The sequence below is a fragment of the Rhodanobacter sp. C01 genome (assembly GCF_002001045.1).
Classification (GTDB): Bacteria; Pseudomonadota; Gammaproteobacteria; order Xanthomonadales; family Rhodanobacteraceae; genus Rhodanobacter.
Genome location: NZ_MUNR01000014.1, coordinates 552,201 through 571,213 on the forward strand (window position 1 = coordinate 552,201; position 19,013 = coordinate 571,213).

At 64.6% G+C, this 19,013-nt stretch carries 19 protein-coding genes, 1 tRNA gene and 1 pseudogene; 15 read left to right on the forward strand and 6 right to left on the reverse strand.

Annotated elements, in window-relative coordinates; genetic code table 11:
* Nucleotides 1-25 precede the first annotated feature (25 nt).
* Complete coding sequence (locus B0E50_RS16690; protein ID WP_254427319.1) at nt 26-601, reverse strand: glycine cleavage system protein R; 576 nt, start codon at nt 599-601, stop codon at nt 26-28.
* 125 nt (nt 602-726) lie between these two features.
* Between B0E50_RS16690 and dapA the strand changes: the two genes are divergently transcribed.
* Nucleotides 727-1,623, forward strand: coding sequence for a 4-hydroxy-tetrahydrodipicolinate synthase (gene dapA, locus B0E50_RS16695; RefSeq protein WP_077442433.1), 897 nt, complete (start codon nt 727-729; stop codon nt 1,621-1,623).
* A 35-nt stretch (nt 1,624-1,658) separates the two neighbouring features.
* Nucleotides 1,659-2,261, forward strand: a complete 603-nt coding sequence (locus B0E50_RS16700; protein ID WP_077442434.1) for a hypothetical protein — start codon at nt 1,659-1,661, stop codon at nt 2,259-2,261.
* An 87-nt stretch (nt 2,262-2,348) separates the two neighbouring features.
* On the opposite strand, the gene fdxA is transcribed toward B0E50_RS16700, so the two are convergent.
* Together fdxA and B0E50_RS16710 are read right to left on the reverse strand one after the other, a co-directional pair.
* On the reverse strand, nt 2,349-2,672 hold the full coding sequence (gene fdxA, locus B0E50_RS16705; RefSeq protein ID WP_077442435.1) for a ferredoxin FdxA: 324 nt from the start codon (nt 2,670-2,672) through the stop codon (nt 2,349-2,351).
* Nucleotides 2,673-2,821: 149 nt separating this feature from the next.
* Nucleotides 2,822-2,897: transfer RNA gene (locus tag B0E50_RS16710), tRNA-Glu, on the reverse strand.
* A gap of 169 nt (nt 2,898-3,066) precedes the next feature.
* Between B0E50_RS16710 and pcnB the strand changes: the two genes are divergently transcribed.
* The 5 genes from pcnB to panD all read left to right on the forward strand — a co-directional run bounded on the left by pcnB (nt 3,067) and on the right by panD (nt 7,133).
* Nucleotides 3,067-4,419 carry a polynucleotide adenylyltransferase PcnB gene (gene pcnB / locus B0E50_RS16715; RefSeq protein WP_077442665.1) on the forward strand — a complete coding sequence of 451 codons (1,353 nt, stop codon included), beginning with the start codon at nt 3,067-3,069 and terminating at the stop codon, nt 4,417-4,419.
* A complete protein-coding gene (gene folK, locus B0E50_RS16720; protein ID WP_077442436.1) occupies nt 4,416-4,895 on the forward strand; it encodes a 2-amino-4-hydroxy-6-hydroxymethyldihydropteridine diphosphokinase in 480 nt (159 codons plus the stop codon). The genes pcnB and folK overlap by 4 nt, the downstream gene beginning before the upstream one ends.
* 93 nt (nt 4,896-4,988) lie before the next feature.
* The gene (gene panB / locus B0E50_RS16725) at nt 4,989-5,780 is read left to right on the forward strand and encodes a 3-methyl-2-oxobutanoate hydroxymethyltransferase (RefSeq protein ID WP_256364094.1); all 792 of its coding nucleotides are present in this window, start codon (nt 4,989-4,991) and stop codon (nt 5,778-5,780) included.
* A gap of 20 nt (nt 5,781-5,800) precedes the next feature.
* The gene (gene panC, locus B0E50_RS16730; protein ID WP_077442438.1) at nt 5,801-6,646 is read left to right on the forward strand and encodes a pantoate--beta-alanine ligase; all 846 of its coding nucleotides are present in this window, start codon (nt 5,801-5,803) and stop codon (nt 6,644-6,646) included.
* Between the two features lie 100 nt (nt 6,647-6,746).
* Nucleotides 6,747-7,133, forward strand: a complete 387-nt coding sequence (gene panD, locus B0E50_RS16735; protein WP_077442439.1) for an aspartate 1-decarboxylase — start codon at nt 6,747-6,749, stop codon at nt 7,131-7,133.
* 1 nt (nt 7,134) lies between these two features.
* Here the strand turns inward: panD and queG are convergent, their stop codons facing one another.
* A complete protein-coding gene (gene queG / locus B0E50_RS16740; protein ID WP_077442440.1) occupies nt 7,135-8,244 on the reverse strand; it encodes a tRNA epoxyqueuosine(34) reductase QueG in 1,110 nt (369 codons plus the stop codon).
* Between the two features lie 15 nt (nt 8,245-8,259).
* Here queG and B0E50_RS16745 point away from each other — a divergent pair, with 15 nt between their 5' ends.
* The 5 genes from B0E50_RS16745 to B0E50_RS16765 all read left to right on the forward strand — a co-directional run bounded on the left by B0E50_RS16745 (nt 8,260) and on the right by B0E50_RS16765 (nt 14,841).
* A complete protein-coding gene (locus B0E50_RS16745; RefSeq protein WP_077442666.1) occupies nt 8,260-9,759 on the forward strand; it encodes a bifunctional ADP-dependent NAD(P)H-hydrate dehydratase/NAD(P)H-hydrate epimerase in 1,500 nt (499 codons plus the stop codon).
* Complete coding sequence (gene tsaE / locus B0E50_RS16750) at nt 9,752-10,225, forward strand: tRNA (adenosine(37)-N6)-threonylcarbamoyltransferase complex ATPase subunit type 1 TsaE (RefSeq protein WP_077442441.1); 474 nt, start codon at nt 9,752-9,754, stop codon at nt 10,223-10,225. Before B0E50_RS16745 ends, tsaE begins: the two co-directional genes overlap by 8 nt.
* A gap of 181 nt (nt 10,226-10,406) precedes the next feature.
* The gene (locus B0E50_RS16755) at nt 10,407-11,990 is read left to right on the forward strand and encodes an N-acetylmuramoyl-L-alanine amidase (protein ID WP_077442442.1); all 1,584 of its coding nucleotides are present in this window, start codon (nt 10,407-10,409) and stop codon (nt 11,988-11,990) included.
* A gap of 49 nt (nt 11,991-12,039) precedes the next feature.
* Nucleotides 12,040-13,854 carry a DNA mismatch repair endonuclease MutL gene (mutL, locus tag B0E50_RS16760; RefSeq protein ID WP_077442443.1) on the forward strand — a complete coding sequence of 605 codons (1,815 nt, stop codon included), beginning with the start codon at nt 12,040-12,042 and terminating at the stop codon, nt 13,852-13,854.
* Between the two features lie 69 nt (nt 13,855-13,923).
* Nucleotides 13,924-14,841 carry a DUF1684 domain-containing protein gene (locus B0E50_RS16765; RefSeq protein WP_077442444.1) on the forward strand — a complete coding sequence of 306 codons (918 nt, stop codon included), beginning with the start codon at nt 13,924-13,926 and terminating at the stop codon, nt 14,839-14,841.
* 70 nt (nt 14,842-14,911) lie between these two features.
* Here the strand turns inward: B0E50_RS16765 and B0E50_RS16770 are convergent, their stop codons facing one another.
* Entirely contained in the window at nt 14,912-15,694 is a 783-nt protein-coding gene (locus tag B0E50_RS16770) for an enoyl-CoA hydratase-related protein (protein WP_077442445.1), read from the reverse strand.
* A gap of 167 nt (nt 15,695-15,861) precedes the next feature.
* Between B0E50_RS16770 and B0E50_RS16775 the strand changes: the two genes are divergently transcribed.
* From B0E50_RS16775 to B0E50_RS16785, 3 genes and pseudogenes are all read left to right on the forward strand, one after another.
* Nucleotides 15,862-16,584 (forward strand): FKBP-type peptidyl-prolyl cis-trans isomerase, encoded by a 723-nt coding sequence (locus B0E50_RS16775; protein WP_077442446.1) that lies wholly within the window; start codon nt 15,862-15,864, stop codon nt 16,582-16,584.
* Nucleotides 16,585-16,611: 27 nt separating this feature from the next.
* Nucleotides 16,612-17,396 (forward strand): annotated as a pseudogene (locus B0E50_RS16780) (DUF1289 domain-containing protein).
* Nucleotides 17,393-18,244, forward strand: a complete 852-nt coding sequence (locus B0E50_RS16785) for a sulfurtransferase (RefSeq protein ID WP_077442447.1) — start codon at nt 17,393-17,395, stop codon at nt 18,242-18,244. The pseudogene B0E50_RS16780 and the gene B0E50_RS16785 overlap by 4 nt, the downstream one beginning before the upstream one ends.
* A 13-nt stretch (nt 18,245-18,257) precedes the next feature.
* Here the strand turns inward: B0E50_RS16785 and B0E50_RS16790 are convergent, their stop codons facing one another.
* Nucleotides 18,258-19,013 (reverse strand): enoyl-CoA hydratase/isomerase family protein, encoded by a 756-nt coding sequence (locus B0E50_RS16790; protein ID WP_077442448.1) that lies wholly within the window; start codon nt 19,011-19,013, stop codon nt 18,258-18,260.

Here is a 19,013-nt window from a genome sequence, read left to right on the forward strand (position 1 = left end):
CCAGATGCCGCAGATCGCGCGATCCTCAGAACTTCACCGGATCCATGATCGCGTCCAGATTCAGGCCGTCGCACAGCTCGAGGAAATCGTCGCGCAACGCGGCAATGTGGATCTCCGCCGGGATACCGATGGTGAACTGGGCCTGGAACATCTCCGCGCCGGTCTGCATCGCCTGGTAGCGGGTGGAATTCAGCTGCTCCACGCTGATGTCGTGCTGGGTGAAGAACTCCACGATGCGTGACACGATGCCGGGCCGGTCGGCCGCCACCACTTCCACCAGGTACGGCAGCAGATGCGAGCTGTTCTCGCGCGGGCCGGTGCGGTAGTGCACCAGTCGCAGGCTCTCGTCGCGAGCCAGCTTGGTCAGCGCTGTTTCCAGCTTGGCCAGCGCATCCCACGCGCCGCTGGCCAGCAGCATCAGCGAGATTTCCGTGCCGATGGTCGACACGCGGGATTCGGACAGGTTGCAGCCGGCATCGGCGATTCGCCTGGCCAGGGCCAGCAGGGGTGACTTGCTTGCCGGTGTGAGCGCCTGAATCAGCAACTGGTTGTCGTTGCCTGCACGTGCAGTCGGGGCAGAAGGGACGGAAGTAGGTTTCAAGGGTTCTACCTGTGGCGTCATGCCGCGTGATGCGGGAACGCCGAGATTACTCCGATCGAGCTTACTTGCCCGTCTCGCGAGGCGGCAAGTAACATGCACGGCTTGATCCGGAGCGGAATCGAGTCTTGAACATACGCGGTAGCATCTGCGCGCTGGCGACCCCGTTCGCAGCCGATGGCACACTCGACCTGCCGGCGTTTGCCCGCCTGCTCGACCATCAGCTTGCCGGTGGCACGCAGGCACTCGTGGTGGCTGGTTCCACCGGCGAAGCGCACATGCTGGAGTCCGATGAGTTCGATCGGCTGCTGGCTTTTGCGGTGAAGCACGTGGCGGGACGGGTGCCGGTGATCGCAGGTACCGGCGAGGCCGGCACCGCCAAGACCATCGCACTGACCCGTCGTGCCAAGGCGCTGGGCGCCGACGCGGCGCTGGTGGTGACGCCGTATTACGTGCGCCCGACCCAAGAGGGTCTGCGCCGGCATTTCATCGATGTGGCCGAGCAGGGCGGCCTCCCGGTCGTGCTGTACAACGTGCCCGGCCGCACCGGCTGCGATCTGCTGCCGGAGACCGTTGCCGGATTGCGTGATCATCCGGCCATCGTCGGCATCAAGGAAGCTCGTGGCGATCGCGAGCGAATTTTGGCCCTTGCGGAACTTGTGCGCCCGGATTTCGTCTATCTGTCCGGCGACGACGGCAGCGCCGGCGAGGCCATGCTGGCCGGCGCTGCCGGCACCATTTCGGTGGTGGCCAACCTGGTTCCAGGGGTCTTCCGGGCATTGTGTGATGCGGCTGTGGGCGGTGATCAGGCCGCCACGGCGCGGTGTCATGCGACACTTGAGCCGCTGGTTCAGGCGCTCAACTGCGCGCCGAACCCGATCGCGGTCAAGGCGGCCCTGCCATGGCTGGGGCTGGGATTGGCGTTGCCGAGATTGCCTCTGGTTGAACTGAACGACGGTCCGGATCGCGCCCGATTGCACCAAGCGCTGTCCAGTCTGGCATCCTTAGCGACTGCGGCCGGCTGAAACGGTTGCCTGACTTACTCACGGAATCTCATTACATGAAGAAAACCTCGCTCCTCGTGGCCTTGTCGGCTGTGGCCTTCAGTGGCCTGCTGCTTTCCGGCTGCGGCATGTTCCGCTCGCACAAGGCCTGGGAGACCGCGCAGCAGCAATCGCCACTTGAGATTCCACCGACACTGGATCGTCCCACGACCAGTGATGCGCTGGTGATCCCGCCACCGGGTGCCAATCGGCCGACCTCCAACGGTGCGACTGCCAGCGTCGACGGTACTCCCGGCCAGATGGGCCAGGTCTCCGACGGTTTTGTGCACGTGGGCAGCGTTGACAGCATTTACAGCCGGGTAGGCCAGGTGCTTGCCGCCGGTACCCTCGGGCAGGTGGTCAGCCATGATGATGCTGCGCACAGCTATGTAGTCACGGTCAGTGCGGCGGCGATGCGGCAGAAGAAGAAGGGTTTCTTCTCGCGCATGTTCGGCAGTGACAAGAGTGACTCCGCCAGTACGGCGGAAACCCCGCATCAGGTGCAGATCAACATCGACAGCAGTGGCACGACGGCCAGCGAAATCCGCGCGCAAAGCGACTCGATCGCGGCGGTGGGCAAGGTGATCGACGCGCTGAAGTCGGGCCTGGGCAAGAAGTGAGTATGGCAGTCGATTGACCAGTCGGTTGATCGACTAAACAAACACGCCGCCTCAAGGGCGGCGTGTTTGTTTATGGATGGCTGGAAATCAGCGTTGCAGCAGTTTCAGCTTGTCCGGCTTGCCTTCCCAGTCCTTGGCGTCGGCCGGGCTGTCCTTGCGCTCGGTGATCACCGGCCAGTCCTTCGCCAGTTCGGCGTTCAATGCGACAAAGGCTTCCTGGCCGGCCGGCACGTCGTCTTCCGGATAGATCGCGTTGATCGGGCATTCGGGTTCGCACAAGGTGCAGTCGATGCACTCGTCCGGATCGATCACGAGGAAGTTGGGGCCTTCATGGAAGGCATCGACCGGGCAGACCTCGACGCAATCGGTGTATTTGCACTTGATGCAGTTGTCGATGACGACGAAAGTCATGGAAGCAATTCAGCTCTAAGGGTGCGGTCGAAAGGCTCTGGTGAAGAGTGCGGCCATGGATGGCCGCTTTTGGTCTGGCCAACAGCCAAACAGCGCAAGTTGCCGGGACCCTTCCAGGCAACAGCAATCACGGATGATTGCAAAAGCAGTGGTGCTCCCTACGAGACTCGAACTCGTGTTCCCGCCTTGAGAGGGCAGTGTCCTAGGCCACTAGACGAAGGGAGCGTTATCCTGCGAGGCGCGCTAGTATAACGGAATTGTTTCGCCCGGCAATGCTTGGCGCGCACCGGCATCTACCGTTCGCACCCGTGTTGTCCGTGCATGCTCCCGCCATGGCGGGCAGTGCGACTCGCTGAACACCAGGGCGGCTTTGCCGCACAAGGATTCTGACCGCTTGAACCTCGAACCAGGGATCGACACCACACCGGCGCTGCGGATCATTCCACGCGATCAGCACTGCATTTCCCGCAAGAACATCAGCAAGGCGGCGCTGCGCGTGCTGTATCGCCTGAACGAGGCTGGTTATGCCGCGTATCTGGTGGGTGGGGCCGTTCGCGACCTGCTGCTGGGTCTGCAGCCGAAAGACTTCGACGTCGCCACCGACGCGACGCCGGACGAGGTGAAAAAGCTGTTCCGCAACTGTCGCCTGATCGGTCGGCGCTTCCGGCTGGCCCATGTGGTATTCGGGCCGGAGATCATCGAGGTGGCGACGTTCCGCGGGCTCGGCGAAGAGGGCGGCGAAGGTGATCGTCACATCGTCGATGGCCGCATCGTGCGCGACAACATCTGGGGCACCATCGAGGAGGACGCGATACGCCGCGACTTCCGCGTCAACGCGTTGTACTACGACATCAGCGATTTCTCGGTGCGCGACTACGTCGGCGGCATGCAGGATCTCGATGATCGCGTGCTGCGATTGATCGGCGACCCGGTCACCCGTTACCGCGAAGATCCGGTGCGCATGCTGCGCGCCGCTCGGCTCGCGGCCAAGCTCGACATGCGCATCGATGCGGCTGCCATGGCGCCGTTCGAGAGTCTCGGGCCGTTGCTGGCCGAGGCCGCGCCGGCACGGCTGTTCGACGAATCGCTGAAGATGTTCCTCAGCGGCAACGGCTTGAAGAGCTTCCGCATGCTGGAACAATGCGGACTGCTGAAATTCCTGTTTCCGGTCACCGCACGTGCACTCAAGCGTGGCGACGAGGCCCTGCGTTCGCTGGTCGAGCAGGGGCTGGCCAATACCGACGCGCGGGTTGCGGAAGGCAAATCGGTCACGCCGGCGTTCCTGTTTGCAGTACTGCTGTGGGGTGAGGTGCGCGATGTGGCGCATCACTGGATTGCGCGGGGCCAGGACAGCAACGAGGCCTGGGCACGTGCAGCCGCACAGGTGGTCGGGGAGCAGTGCCAGCGGGTTGCGATCCCGCGCCGGTTCACCTTCACCATGGAGGAGATCTGGTCGCTGCAGCCGCGTTTCGAGCAGGTGCAGCGCAAGCGGGTGTTCCGCCTGATGACCCATCCACGCTTTCGCGCAGCCTTCGATTTCCTGCTGCTGCGCGCGGCCGAATCGCCGGCCATGCATGAACTGGGTCAGTGGTGGGCGCATGCGCAGCAGCTGCCGCAGGATGTACTGGCTGCGGCGCTGCCGGCAGGTGGAGGCAGCGCCAGCGACCACGTCGTGGCGCCCGTGGCAGGCAAACCGCGCCCACGCCGGCGGCGACGCAAGCCGGGTGACAAGTCGGGTTCCGTGTGACGCTCGCTTATATCGCGCTGGGCAGCAATCTGGGTGATTCGCAGTGGCAGGTGATCGATGCCATGCGTGCGCTGGCGAGGTTGCCGGACACGCGCCTGTTGAAGCGCTCGTCGCTGTACCGCACGCCGCCATGGGGCATCCTGGAGCAGCCGCCGTTCGTCAATGCCGCGGTGCAAATGGATACTGCGCTGTCGCCGCATGGGCTGCTGGATGCGCTGCTGGACATCGAACAGCGTGCTGGTCGCGTACGTGCCGAACGCAACGGGCCGCGCATGCTGGATCTGGACCTGCTGCATGTCGATGGCGTGCAGCTTGACGATGCGCGACTGACCCTGCCGCACCCGCGCATGGCCGAGCGTGCGTTCGTGCTGCTGCCGCTGCATGACATCGCGCCGGCACTGCACTTGCCCGGACAGGGCGTGGTGGCGGAATTGCTGGCGCGGCTTGATCTTGCCGGCTGTGAAAAATTGCCTTGAGCCCTTCTCGCGGCGCGCCGGATAATCGGCGCCTGCAACTACCCAGGAATTGCCGTGTACGTGCAAAACGCCAGTACCCCCGAACGCAAGCCGGTGACCGTGCCCGGTCTGCGCGCGATGAAGGCGCAGGGGCGGCGCATCGTCATGCTGACCGCCTATGACGCCAGCTTTGCCTGGCAGCTGGAGTCGGCCGGAGTCGACGTTGCACTGGTCGGCGACTCGCTTGGCATGGTGGTGCAGGGCCATGCCAGCACATTGCCAGTCACGCTCGATCACATGGTCTATCACACGGCCGCGGTCGCCCGCGGGCTTTCCTCCACCTTGCTGATCGCGGACATGCCGTTCATGGCCGATCGCGATGTCGCACATGCGCTGGAGGCTGGTGCGCGACTGGTCGGCGAAGCCGGCGCCGCGATGGTGAAGATCGAAGGCGCAGCGCCGCACATCCTGGAGGCGATTGCCGCCCTGACCATGCGTGCGATTCCGGTCTGCGCACATCTGGGACTGACGCCGCAATCGGTGCACAAATTTGGTGGCTTCCGCATCCAGGGGCGTGAACAGGCCGCCGCCGATCACGTGCTGGCCGAGGCGCTGGCAGTGCAGGAGGCAGGCGCGGACCTGCTGGTGCTGGAAGGCGTGCCGACCAGCCTGGGCGAACGGGTGACTGCTGCATTGAATATTCCGGTCATCGGCATCGGTGCTGGTCCGCATTGCGACGGACAGGTGCTGGTGATCCATGACATGCTCGGCATCACGCCGGGCAAGCGCCCGAAATTCAGCAAGGATTTCCTGGCCGGGCGTGATTCGGTGGCGGCGGCGATCGCTGCGTATGCCGAGGATGTGCGCAGCGGGGCGTTTCCCGCAGCCGAACATTGTTTCAACTGAACGCAGTGAGTTAACGCACCATGCAGACCGTCCAGGATGCACCCGCCCTGCGCGCCGCGATCCGCGGCTGGCGCTCCAAGGGCCAGACGGTGGGTTTCGTGCCGACCATGGGCAACCTGCATGCCGGCCACCAGTCGCTGATCAAGCTGGCGCGGGCACGTACCGACCGGGTGGTGGCCAGCGTGTTCGTCAATCCCACACAGTTCGGGCCGAACGAGGACTTCGAGCGCTACCCGCGCACGCTGGCGCAGGATCAGGCCGCGCTTGCCGAGCAGGATTGTGACCTGCTGTTTGCACCCGAAGTGGCCACGATTTATCCGTTTGGCGCCGAACACAGCGTCAGCCTGCGCGTGCCGCAGATCACCGAGGTGCTGGAAGGCGCGCACCGGCCTGGTCATTTCGATGGCGTCGCGACCGTGGTCTGCAAGCTGTTCAACCTGGCGCAGCCGGATCTGGCGGTGTTCGGCCAGAAGGATTTCCAGCAACTGAAGGTGATCGAGCGGATGGTGCGCGATCTGTCGTTGCCGGTGATGGTGATGTCCGCGCCCACACTGCGTGCCGACGACGGCCTGGCGCTGAGTTCGCGCAACCAGTACCTGTCCACCGAGGAGCGCGCGCGCGCGCCGCTGATCCACGACACCTTGCTGAAGATGCGTGAATTGCTAGGCAAGGGCCATGCCTGGCGTGCGCTGGAGCAGGTGGCCGCGGCACGTTTGACGCGTGCCGGGTTCGTGCCCGATTACACGGTGATCCGGCGTGCCGAGGATCTGGCCGAACCGACCGAAGGCCAGCGCGATGGCCTGATCGCCCTGATCGCGGCACGCCTCGGTTCGACCCGCCTGATCGACAACTTGCTGTTTGACTGACCCGGACCCATATTGGCGCCGATACCGATGATGTTGCAGCGCAACGTCATCGGTTCGATAATTGCGGACTTTGCAGGCTGTCCCTGCGGGAAAGAACGTCATGCAACTGAACATGTTCAAGTCGAAGATCCATCGTGCCACGGTCACCCATGCCGAGCTGCACTACGAAGGCTCGATCGCGATCGACGGCAACCTGCTGGATGCTGCGGGCATCCGCGAGTACGAGCAGATCCACGCCTGGGACATCGACAATGGCGAGCGCTTTGTCACCTACGCGCTGCGCGCCGAGGAAGGCTCGGGCATCATCTCGGTGAACGGCAGCGCCGCACGCAGCGTGCAGGTGGGTGATCTGATCATCATCGCCGCATTCGCCCAGCTTAGCGAGGCCGAGCTGGAGAAGTTCCAGCCCACCTGCGTCTACGTCGACGGGAACAATCGCATCAGCCACACCAACCGCTCGATCCCCACGCAGATGGCGGCTGCCTGATTCAGCCCGCGATGGCGTCAGCCTGACGCCCCAGCGCCCATGTCACATGTTCGCGCACGATCGCCGAAGGATGCCCGGCGCGGGCGTTGAGTGCATCGCGTACGCTGGACGAGGGTGGCGCATTGCCCAGCGCGACCGCGATATTGCGCAACCAGCCTTCGTAACCGGTGCGGCGGATAGCCATGCCTTCCGTGCGCCGCAGGAATTCCTCCTCGCTCCACGCGAACAATTCGACCAGCTTCGCGCCGTCGAGACTGTGGCGTGGGGCGAAATCGGGCTCGCTGGTTTCCTGTGCGAACTTGTTCCACGGGCAGATCAGCTGGCAGTCGTCGCAGCCGAAGATGCGGTTGCCCATCGGCGTACGCAGCTCCTCGGGAATGCTGCCATTGAGTTCGATCGTGAGGTAGGAGATGCAGCGTTTTGCGTCCAGCCGGTACGGTCCGAGGATCGCCTGGGTCGGGCAGATCTCGATGCAGCGGGCGCAACTGCCGCAATGTGCGCTGGCCGGTTCGTCGATCGGTAGCGGCAGGTCGGTGTACAGCTCGCCGAGGAAGAAATACGAACCCGCGCGGCGGTTGATCAGCACGGTGTGCTTGCCGATCCAGCCCAGTCCCGCGTTGCGTGCCAGTGCCTTCTCCAGCACCGGCGCGGAATCCACATAGGCGCGGTAGCCGAAGTCGCCGACCACGGCATGGATACGCTCGGCCAGCTTCTGCAGCCGGTTGCGCATCAGCTTGTGGTAGTCGCGGCCCAATGCATAGCGCGACACGTAGCCGGCTTCGCCATCCTCCAGCACGCTCCAGGCGTTCGCCGTACCGGGCGGGATGTAATCCATGCGCACGGAAATCACGCGCTGCGTGCCCGGTTCCAGTTCGGCTGGACGGCTGCGCCGGGTGCCATGGCGGGCCATGTATTCCATCTCGCCGTGGTGGCCATCGTCGAGCCAGCGCTGCAGATGCTGTTCGTCCTCGCCCAGATCGGTGCCGCTGATGCCGGCTTCGGCAAAGCCGAGTTCGACGGCCCAGCGCTTGATGTCGCGCGCGAGCGCAGAGTAATCGGGAGAGGTGCGGGCATCAGCCATGGACATCGTTCTATTGTAGACGTGGGCCATGCCTATAATTCGCGCATGCCAGCCCATCCGCACAGCAGCACGCTCTATACCGTCGAACAAGTGCGTGAGGTCGAACGCGCGGTAATCGCGGCCATGCGGATCTCCGGTCATGACCTGATGCGTCGTGCAGCCAGCGCGGCGCTGGGCAGTCTGCGCCGGCATTGGCCGCAGGCCCGGAGTGTCTGCATTTGTTGCGGACCGGGCAACAACGGTGGCGACGGGTTTCTTCTCGGCGTGCTGGCGCGCGAAGCCGGCTTGCAGGTCGAGTTGGTGGCGCTGGGTACGACCTCGCATGGCGACGCGAACCTGGCACGAAGCGAGTGGGAGGCCGGCGGTGGTCGGATACGCCTGTGGGAAGGGGAATCCCGCTTGCCGGTGACGGACGTGCTCGTTGACGCGCTGTACGGTATTGGCCTCAGTCGCGCACCCGAGCCCTCGGCCGCACGGTTGATCGATGCCCTGCATGCCAGCGGCAAGCCGTTGCTGGCACTGGATGTACCTTCCGGTCTGGATGCGGACAGTGGCCATTGTCCTGGTGCCGTGGTCCGTGCCGACGTCACCGTGACGTTCATTGTCGGCAAGCGCGGGTTGCATACCGGACGCGCCGCCGATCAGGTTGGCCAGTTGGAGCTGGCCAGCTTGGGTGTGCCCGAGGGGGCTCACGCGCATGTGCATCCGGATGCACAACTTTTGCTTGCCGGGGCAATGCCGCCGCGTGCCCGTTATGCAAACAAGGGTTCCAACGGCCATGTGCTGGTGATCGGTGGCGAGCACGGCATGGCGGGTGCCGTGCGCCTGGCAGGCGAGTCCGCCCTGCGTGCCGGCGCCGGGCTGGTCAGCGTGGCTACCCGTGCCGAACACGCGCTTGCACTGAATGTCGGTCGTCCGGAATTGATGGTGCACGCGATCGATGGAGTGCAGGCGCTGGTTCCGCTGCTCGAGCGCGCGAATGTGCTTGCGCTGGGTCCGGGGCTGGGGCAGGGCGACTGGGCGCATCTGCTGTGGCAGGCCGCGCTGGACGCGGACAAGCCGCTGGTGCTCGATGCCGACGGCCTGAACCTGCTGGCGCGCAAGCCGTGCACGTTCACTATGCCGGCCGTGCTGACCCCGCATCCCGGCGAGGCGGCTCGCTTGCTTGGCGTGTCGATTGCGGATGTCGAGCGTGATCGTTTCTCTGCCGTGCGTGAACTGGCTCGCTGTTATGCGGCCACGGTGGTGCTGAAAGGTTCAGGCAGTCTGATCGCCGATCCGGATGGACGTCTGGACGTCTGTCCGTGGGGCAATCCCGGGATGGCTTCGGGTGGGATGGGCGATCTGCTTACCGGGGTTGTCGCGGCACTGATGGCGCAAGGTTGCACGGCATGGCAGGCCGCGTGCCTCGGTGTCGGACTGCATGCACGTGCAGGCGATCTGGCTGCGCAACGTGGTGAGCGCGGATTGCTGGCCAGCGATCTGTTGGCGCCGTTGCGTGCTCTGGGCAACGGGCTGTCGAGCCGGACGGATAGACATGAGTGATCATTTCGGTTCGGAGCGGCAGTGGCCGTTGCCCGACGAAGCCGCCACGGCCGGGCTGGGCACGCGAGTGGCGCTGGCGCTGGACGACGGCATGGTGCTGTATCTGCACGGGCCGCTGGGTGCCGGCAAGACCAGCTTTGCCCGGGCACTGCTGACCGCGCTGGGCGTGGGCGAACGCATCAAGAGCCCAACCTACAGCCTGATCGAGGGTTATGCGGCCGGCGTGCGGCCTGCCTGGCATCTGGACCTGTACCGGATTGCCGACCCCGGCGAACTGGAGTGGCTGGGGCTCGACGCACTGGCTGATCCCGCCGCCGTGGTGCTGGTGGAGTGGCCCGAACGCGGTGCAGGTGCGCTGCCGGCGGCTGATCTGGAGTTGAGCCTCGACTACGCAGGGCATGGTCGCCATGCCCAGTTGCGGGCTTTCACGGTACGTGGCGCGGAACTGCTTGCGCGGTTGCGTTGATCGGACCTAAGTGCCGATTCCACCTTGAAAAATTGCCGGTCAGCCGCGGGGCTGTGATCTGTTCGGAATGCGTGACTTGCGGTCGATAACTTGATATGACCTGATAAATGATGTGCAGGTCATGGATATTGAAGGAAAAACAGCCTTGCATTCGGCAGATGACTGCGCTTCAATGCGACGCATGAGGGGTTTCCTGAACAGCTTGAGTGGGTTGGTCGTCGTCGCGTCGCTGGCGGCGATGCCGCTGTGTGCGGCGCAGGCGGCCGACATGCAGCGCGCGCGCGTATGGGCCGGCCCGGAATACACCCGCCTGGTACTCGATGCCAGCGGCCCCCTGCAGTACACGATCAGCCAGAGCGGCGACCGGATCGTGGTGGATCTGCCCGGCAGTCAGGCAACCCCCGGTTTTTCCGATCCAGCTGCCCAGGGACTGCTGCGCGGCCTGAGCCATGCCCGTGCCGGTGACCGGCTGCAACTGACCGCGAAAGTTGCCCCAGGCAGTCGCATGAAGAGCTTCGTGTTGAAGCCGGCTGGCGGTGTGGGCTCGGATTACCGGCTGGTGCTCGATCTCTATCCGGGTGATGGCAATGCCAGCCAAGCCGTGGCGGTCACCAGGCCGGATGCACCCGAGCAGCCCGCGACATCCCCCACGGCACCTGTTGTCACTGCTCAGCCTGCCTCACCCAGCCCGGTCGCAGCAGATCAACCCTCGCGGCGCAACAACACCTCGCACAGCAGTCGTGCAGCCACCGAACAGGCAGCGGCGCTGCTCAACGGCCAGCGTCAGGTGATTGTGGCGGTCGATGCCGGTCACGGTGGCAAGGATCAGGGCGCACATGGCCCCGGCGGCACGCTGGAGAAGAATGTGACGCTGGCCGTGGCCCGTGACTTGGCGGCCGAGATCAATCGCCAGCCCGGCATGAAGGCCGTGCTGACGCGTGACGGCGATTATTTCATCCCGCTGACCCAGCGCTACCAGATTGCCCGCGAGAACAACGCTGACTTGTTTGTGGCGATTCACGCGGATTCCTTCACCAGCGATGACGCCCGAGGCTCGTCGGTATGGGTGCTTTCGCCGCGCGGCAAGACCAACGAGGCGGCACGCTGGCTGGCCGATCGTGAAAACCGTGCGGACCTGATCGGTGGCACCACGCTGGACGACAAGGACGATGGGCTCGCCAAGGTGCTGCTCGATCTGCAGCAGGGCTGGGCGATGCAGGCCAGCGACGTCGTCGCCGGCAACGTGCTCAGGGCACTTGGGCAGCTTGGCCCGACTCATCGCGGCTATGTCGAGCGCGCGAACTTCGTCGTGCTGCGTTCGCCGGATGTACCGTCGATCCTGGTCGAGACGGCGTTCATCAGCAATCCGGACGAAGAACGCAAGTTGCGCGACCCGGAGCACCAGAAGCAGCTCGCTGCGGCGGTGATGGACGGTGTGAAGAATTATTTCGAATCCACCCCGCCGCCCGGCACCTGGTTTGCGGCACAGGCGGCGCGTCGCAACGGCATTCAGGTGGCGTCGGGCAAGTCGGGCAGCGACAACACCAGTACCACGGCCGCCAAGGCGGGTGGAGCTTCGCTGGCCAGCGATGCATCGCCGTCTGCGGACGCAGGCGTACGTGACCTGCATCGGGTGGAGCGTGGCGAAAGCCTGCGCAGCATCGCGCGGCAGTATGGCATCAGCATCAGCGCACTGAGGGACGCCAACCAGCTGAACAACGATACGGTGCATGCCGGTACCGTACTGACCATTCCGGCGAGCTGACCGCGTCCGCAGCAGAGTGGTCGGTGTTCGCTGCTGCTAAAGTTCGCGGATGACTGTGATCCGCGTACTCCCTCCCGAACTCATCAACCAGATCGCCGCCGGCGAGGTCATCGAGCGTCCGTCGTCAGTGGTGAAAGAACTGGTCGAGAACAGCCTCGATGCGGGCGCGAGCCGGATCGAGGTGGATATCGAGGCCGGCGGCGCGCGGCTGATCCGCGTACGCGACGATGGCGGCGGCATCCATGTCGATGAACTGCCGCTGGCGGTTGCCTCGCACGCGACCAGCAAGATCGGCAGCTTCGACGACCTGGAACACGTCGCCAGCATGGGCTTCCGCGGTGAGGCACTGGCCTCGGTATCGTCGGTGTCGCGCTTCGTGCTGACCTCACGGACACCCGGGCAGGATGCCGCGTTCCGCATCGAGGTCGACAGCGGCAAGGTGCAGGCAGCACGCCCGGCACAGCATCCACGGGGCACCAGCGTGGAAGTGCGCGATCTGTTCTACAACGTGCCGGCTCGGCGGAAATTCATGCGCGCCGAGCGCACCGAATTCGCGCATATTGACGATCTGCTGAAATCGCTGGCGCTGGCGCGCGGCTCGGTGGAATTTCGGCTCAGCCACAACGGCAAACCGGTACGCGTGTGGAAGGCTGCCCGCGACGAGCAGGCAGAGTTGCAACGGGTGGCCGAGGTGCTTGGCGAGGAATTTCCGGCGCAGAGCCTGCGCATCGATCACGCCATGGCCGGCCTGCATCTGTCCGGCTGGGTCGGTCTGCCGACCGCGTCGCGCGCGCAGGCCGACTCACAGTATTTCTATGTCAACGGCCGGCTGGTGCGCGATCGCATCGTCGCCCACGCGGTGCGCCAAGCCTATACCGACGTGCTGTTCCATGGACGCCACGCAGCCTTCGTGCTGTATCTGGAACTTGATCCGGCCGGTGTCGACGTGAACGTGCATCCGGCCAAGCACGAGGTGCGTTTCCGCGAGCAACGGCTGGTGCACGATTTCCTGTTCCGTACCCTGCATGAAGCGCTGGCGCAGACGCGCGCAGGCTCGAACACCCTGCCGACGACCGAGCCGACACTCGCTTCGCACGAGTCGTACGCCGCTACGGCACCTGCGTCATCCAGCGCGCCGGCATGGCCCGGTCCGTTCAGCCAGAGCCGGCTGAGCCTGGGCGTCCGCGAAGCGCCGCTGGCCGGTTATGCCGCTCTGCTTGGTGAATCGTCGGGATCATCGGTTACGCATGTGCCGCTGCCGGCGACGGAAGAGGGCGAGACGCCACCGCTCGGTTTCGCAATCGCCCAGCTGAAAAGCATCTTCGTGCTGGCCGAGAATGCGCACGGCCTGGTGCTGGTGGACATGCATGCGGCGCATGAGCGGATCACCTACGAGAAACTGAAATCCGGCCGCGCCTGCAGCAACCTGCGTTCGCAGATGCTGCTGGTACCGCTCAGCATCGCGGTCAGTGCCAAGGAGGCCGCTGCGGCTGAAGAACATGCCGAAGCGCTGGCCGAGTGGGGTCTGGAGCTGTCGCGCAGCGGCCCGGCGACGATCGTGGTACGACGTATTCCGGCGCTGCTGGAAGGCGCCGACGTGGGCCAGCTCAGCCGCGACGTGCTGTCCGAGCTGGCCCAGCACGGTAGTTCGCGCCGCCTGCAGGAGCTGGAGAACGAGCTGCTTTCGACCATGGCGTGCCACGGTTCGGTTCGTGCCGGACGACGCCTGACGATCCCCGAAATGAATGCCTTGCTGCGCGAGATGGAAGTGACCGAGCGCTCCGGACAATGCAACCACGGCCGTCCGACCTGGGTGCAGCTGAGCGTGGCCGAACTCGACAGACTGTTCATGCGTGGCCGCTGACGCTGCTGCTTGCCCTGTGAGCAAACGGACGGCGATACTCGGGGCTCCTGCCATGCGCGGATCCTTCCCATGTTGCGTCACGCGATTGTCGTTCTTGCCCTGTTTTCCGGAGTTGTAGCCGTGCACGCAGACACACCTGCACCAGCCCCCGTGGCGACCTATGAACAGCAGATCCAGCAATGGCGCAATGGCCGTTTGGATCGGCTCACTGCACCGGACGGATGGTTGAGCCTGATCGGTCTGGAGTGGCTGAAGGAAGGCGTCAATCGCGTTGGCAGTGCGGCCGACAACGACATCGTGCTCAAGGCAGGGCCGGCGCACCTCGGTACGGTGACGTGGGCGAAGAATGGCGATCTGCACATTGTGCTGGCGAAGGACAGTGCAGCCACGATTGACGGCAAGACTGCGACCGAGGCGGTCCTGATCGACGATGCACATGCTACCGGAGATGCGTCACCGACCCTGGTGAGTTTCGGTGCGGCGAACTTCTACGTGATCGACCGCGACGGCCGCAAGGCGCTGCGCGTCAAGGACAGCGATGCGGCCACACGCAGGAATTTCCTCGGTATCGATTACTTTCCGATCGATCCGTCCTGGCACATCGTCGCCACCTGGGTGCCGTTCGATCCGCCGCACAAACTGGAGATCGGCTCGGTGATCGGCACGATCGACAAGGTCGACGTGCCGGGCAAGGCGGTGTTCCAGCACGACGGCCACACCTATGAATTGCTGCCCTATCAGGAAGAGCCGGGTGGCGATCTGTTCTTCGTGATCGCCGATCGCACTTCAGGCAAGGAGACCTATGGCGCGGCGCGTTTCCTTTATGCGGCGTTGCCGAAGGACGGCAAGGTGATCCTCGATTTCAACGAGGCCTACAACCCGCCATGCGCGTTCACACCGTTTGCCACCTGCCCGCTGGCACCGCCGGAGAATCGGCTGGACCTGCGCATCACGGCGGGCGAGAAGAAGTATCGCGGGGAGCATTGATCGCCTGATCGCGGCGTCTCGCCGCGATCAAATCAAACGCGCTGCTCTTGCTTGTCATGCATGGTGCGACTCAGTTTCCCTTGAATGCGGCCTTGCGCTTTTCCAGAAATGCCGAGGTTCCCTCGCGCATATCCTCGGTCGAGAACGCCAGCGCAAAACCCTGGGTCTCGAACTCCAGCCCCTGATCGATACCGGTCTCGCCGCCCTGCAGCACGGCATCCAGAATGCCGGCAGCAGCCAGTGGTGCAGCCGCGGCGAGCTGGTCGGCTAGGGCGTTGACTGTCTCGTCCAGCACATCGGCTGCGACCACTCGGGTGACAACACCCAGTTCGTAGGCACGCTGTGCATTGATCACGGCCCCGGTCAGGCACAGCTCCAGCGCCGCACCGCGCCCTGCCAGGCGCAGCAGGCGCTGGGTGCCGCCGAAGCCCGGGATCAGGCCGAGATTGATTTCGGGCTGGCCGAACTTCGCCTTCTCGCTGGCCACGCGCAGATGGCAGGCCATCGCCAGTTCCATGCCGCCGCCAAGTGCAAAACCCTGGATGCGTGCGATCACCGGCTTGCCCAGGCGTTCGATCGAACTCATCAGGCGTTGGCCGGTACGCGAAAAGCCCTGCGCCTGCACCGGCGTGTAACCGTTCATCTCGGCAATATCGGCACCGGCGACAAACGCCTTCTCGCCGGCACCTGCCAGCACCACCACACGCACGCTGTCGTCCTGTGCGGCCTGCGCGAAGGCGAGGGTCAGCTCATTGAGCGTGTCGCGGTCAAGTGCGTTGAGCTTGTCCGGGCGATTGACGGTAATCGTGCGTACTGCCTCACGGTTGCTGGTTTCGAGGTTGCGATAGGCCATGAACGGCTCCCGATGATTGCAAGGACGCGATGGTAGCAGCGGGAACCTTTGTCGCCAGCGGGTTTCTCATGCCACGTGCGGCCACCGCTGCAGGAATCCGGCGAACCGCTTAGGATGGACCGTCCGGATCGACAGTTGCGATAGAGTAGGACTCGATGGAGACAGGCATGACACATCTGCGTTGCGTACTGCTCGGCCTGTTGCTGCTGGGCGGTGTGGCGCATGCACAGGATCGCGCACCGGCTGACGCACCGGTGAAGCTGGACAAGAACAAGCTTTCATACGCGATCGGCTACCAGATCGGCAGCCAGTTCGCCGATGGCCGGCCGGATGTGGACATACCTGTCCTGCTTCGGGCGATCCAGGATGCGTATGCCAAGCGCAATCCCAGCGTGTCGATGCAGGACATGCATGAGCAGCTGCGGAGTCTCGAGCACCAGATGCATGCCGATGCGCTGGCCGAATTCAAGCGTATCGCCGAGGCCAACGCGCGCAAGAGTGCCGACTTCATGGCGCGCAACCGGCTACAGCCGGGCGTGGTGCAACTGCCCTCGGGTATCCAGTACGCAGTGCTGAGCAAGGGCTCCGGCACGGTCAGCCCGACCGTGACGAGCAGGGTGGTGGTGAACTATCGCGGCATGCTGATCGACGGTACCGAGTTTGACAGCACCTGGGCGCATGGCGCGCCAGTGAGTTTCGAGGTGGACGGAGTCATTCCCGGTTGGCGCGACGTGATCCCGCGCATGCATGTGGGCGATCGCTGGAAGGTGGTGATTCCGCCGCAACTGGCCTATGGCGCAGAAGGTCAGCTTCCACGAATCGGCCCGAACGAGGCACTGCTGTTCGAGATCCAGTTGCTCGAGATCCAGTCGAATCCGGCCAGGCCCTGATGCATGCCGGTGGTAACATGACCAGGCATGCCGAACGAGCCAAACCTTTCTGAAACTCCCCCGCTGACCCCTTGCATTGGCATCTGCCGGTTGGATGATCGCGGTTATTGTGTGGGCTGCCTGCGCACCGGCGAGGAGATCGGTCGCTGGCGCGTGATGAGCGATGCAGAGCGGCGCTACGTCATGCAGGTGATCCTGCCAACGCGTGAACCTGCATGATGGAGGCGCTGGTCAAGGCATTGCGTCCGCTGTCGTCGCCACCGACGGCACCGGGCTGGAATCACGCGGACATGATCGAGCTGCTCGGCAATACGCAGCGCCAGCCGGCTGCCGTGCTGGTCGGATTTCGCGAGGGTGTGCAGCCTAGGCTGGTGCTCACCGTGCGTACCGATCAGCTGCAGTCGCATGCCGGTCAGGTGGCGTTTCCGGGTGGTCGCAGCGATCCGGCCGATGGCGGTGATGCGCTGACCACGGCCTTGCGCGAGAGCAAGGAGGAAATCGGCCTTGATCCTGCGCTGGTGACGCCGCTGGGTTATCTGGACAGCTTCGAGACGATCAGCGGCTATTGCATTACCCCGGTGGTGGCGAACATCGCCACCGAAGCGCAGCTGTATCCGGCACCGGATGAGGTGGCTGAAGTGTTCGAGGTGCCGCTGGCGTTTTTCCTGGAGCCTGCGAACCTGCGCCGCTACACGATGGAATTCCGCGGCCATCACCGACCCATGGTGGAGTTCGTCCACGGCGGCCATCGCATCTGGGGCGCCACCGCGGCGATGCTGTTCAACCTGCTGCAGAGGATGGGACGGACATGACACTTAAAACCACCCTGATTGACGCATCAGAGCTGGCTACCTTGGCGACGCACGACGTGCTCATCGTCGATTGCCGTTTCGACCTGGTCGATCCGGGCAACGGTGGGCGTGACTATCTGGAGGGACATATCCCCGGTGCGGTCTACGCCAGCCTCGATCACGACCTGTCCGATCTGTCGCGCCAAGCCGAAGGACTGGGCCGGCACCCGTTGCCGCTGGAGTCGGCATTCAACGCGCTGTTGTCGCGCTGGGGCTGGCATCCGGGCTTGCAGGTTGTCTGCTATGACACGGCCGCTGGCGCGCTGGCCGCGGCGCGACTGTGGTGGCTGCTGCGGCTGATCGGCGTGCACCGGGTCGCCGTGCTGGATGGTGGTTATGCTGCGTGGTTGGCGGCAGGCCTGCCGGTCGAGACCGGCGAGCCGGTTGCACGGCCGGCAAGCCAGGTGTCCCTGCGCTATGACGCGAGCCAGTTGCTGCTGGATCACGCCACGTTGCTGGATGGTGCTGCCGGCCAATTGCTGGATGCCCGCGCGGCACCGCGTTACCGCGGCGATGTCGAGCCGCTGGATCGGATCGGCGGTCATGTGCCTGGCGCATTGAACCGACCGTTCGCCGACAACCTGGGCAGTGACGGCCGCTTCAAGCCGGCGACACAACTTCGCGACGAGTTCGTCGCGGTGCTGGGTTCGACTGCGCCCACGCAGGTGGTGCACATGTGCGGTTCCGGCGTAACTGCCTGTCACAACCTGCTGGCGATGGAACATGCTGGGCTGCATGGTTCGCGGCTGTACGCGCCGTCGTGGAGTGGCTGGGTCAACGATCCGTCACGACCGGTGGCGAAGGGCTGACGCGTGGCACGCATCAACCCTTGCTCTTGAGTCGTGCCACCAACTTCTGCAATACAGCCTGTGTCTGCGGATGGAAGAACGCCTCGACGAAATCGTCCAGCGGCAATGCATCGGGATTGGCATAGGCAGCGGCGAGATCGGCACGCGCCAGAGTGCGGGTAGCGAGCATCGCGTGGGATGGCAGCGCCAGCAGTTCACCCAGCCAGTGCAGCGCGCGCGTGCTGACCTGGTCGACGCTGGTGAGTTCGTCCACAAAGCCACAGGCAAGAGCTTCTGCCGACTCGATCATGGCACCGGCGACCAGCAACCGTTCGGCACGATAGGTGCCGACCACGCGGCGCAGCGCCAGCTGGATCGCTTCGGGCACGATCAGGCCAACCTGCACCTCATTGAGGCCGATCCGGTACGGGCCTTCGGCCATCACCCGATAGTCGCAGAACAAGGCCAGCACGGCGCCGCCGGCCGGGCTGTGACCGGTGATCGCGGCCACCAGCGGAATCGGTGCACGCGCGAGGGTGGCGCACACGGCAAAGAATTCGCGCCAGTATTCGCGGACGCCTGCCCGGTCGCGACCGAGCAGGGACGGTACGTCGACGCCGGCCGAGAACAGGCCTTGCGCGCCGGACAGCACGATGCCGCGCACGCCATCGCGGACGCTGTCGTCCACTGCGGCGCGCAGAGCGCGCAGCAACTCCAGGTTCAAGGCGTTGACCGGTGGCCGTGCCAGCTGGATCTCGCGGATGCCGTCGTGGTTGGTCAGGTTGAGCAT

Excerpts from the sequence above, each read along its gene's own strand:
- B0E50_RS16700 (WP_077442434.1), top strand. The coding sequence starts at position 1,659 with ATGAAGAAAACCTCGCTCCTCGTGGCCTTGTCGGCTGTGGCCTTCAGT.
- fdxA (WP_077442435.1), bottom strand. The coding sequence starts at position 2,672 with ATGACTTTCGTCGTCATCGACAACTGCATCAAGTGCAAATACACCGAT.
- panC (WP_077442438.1), top strand. The coding sequence starts at position 5,801 with ATGCAGACCGTCCAGGATGCACCCGCCCTGCGCGCCGCGATCCGCGGC.
- panD (WP_077442439.1), top strand. The coding sequence starts at position 6,747 with ATGCAACTGAACATGTTCAAGTCGAAGATCCATCGTGCCACGGTCACC.
- queG (WP_077442440.1), bottom strand. The coding sequence starts at position 8,244 with ATGGCCCACGTCTACAATAGAACGATGTCCATGGCTGATGCCCGCACC.
- B0E50_RS16745 (WP_077442666.1), top strand. The coding sequence starts at position 8,260 with ATGCCAGCCCATCCGCACAGCAGCACGCTCTATACCGTCGAACAAGTG.
- tsaE (WP_077442441.1), top strand. The coding sequence starts at position 9,752 with ATGAGTGATCATTTCGGTTCGGAGCGGCAGTGGCCGTTGCCCGACGAA.
- B0E50_RS16755 (WP_077442442.1), top strand. The coding sequence starts at position 10,407 with ATGAGGGGTTTCCTGAACAGCTTGAGTGGGTTGGTCGTCGTCGCGTCG.
- mutL (WP_077442443.1), top strand. The coding sequence starts at position 12,040 with ATGACTGTGATCCGCGTACTCCCTCCCGAACTCATCAACCAGATCGCC.
- B0E50_RS16765 (WP_077442444.1), top strand. The coding sequence starts at position 13,924 with ATGTTGCGTCACGCGATTGTCGTTCTTGCCCTGTTTTCCGGAGTTGTA.
- B0E50_RS16770 (WP_077442445.1), bottom strand. The coding sequence starts at position 15,694 with ATGGCCTATCGCAACCTCGAAACCAGCAACCGTGAGGCAGTACGCACG.
- B0E50_RS16775 (WP_077442446.1), top strand. The coding sequence starts at position 15,862 with ATGACACATCTGCGTTGCGTACTGCTCGGCCTGTTGCTGCTGGGCGGT.
- B0E50_RS16785 (WP_077442447.1), top strand. The coding sequence starts at position 17,393 with ATGACACTTAAAACCACCCTGATTGACGCATCAGAGCTGGCTACCTTG.
- B0E50_RS16790 (WP_077442448.1), bottom strand. The coding sequence starts at position 19,013 with ATGCTCAACCTGACCAACCACGACGGCATCCGCGAGATCCAGCTGGCA.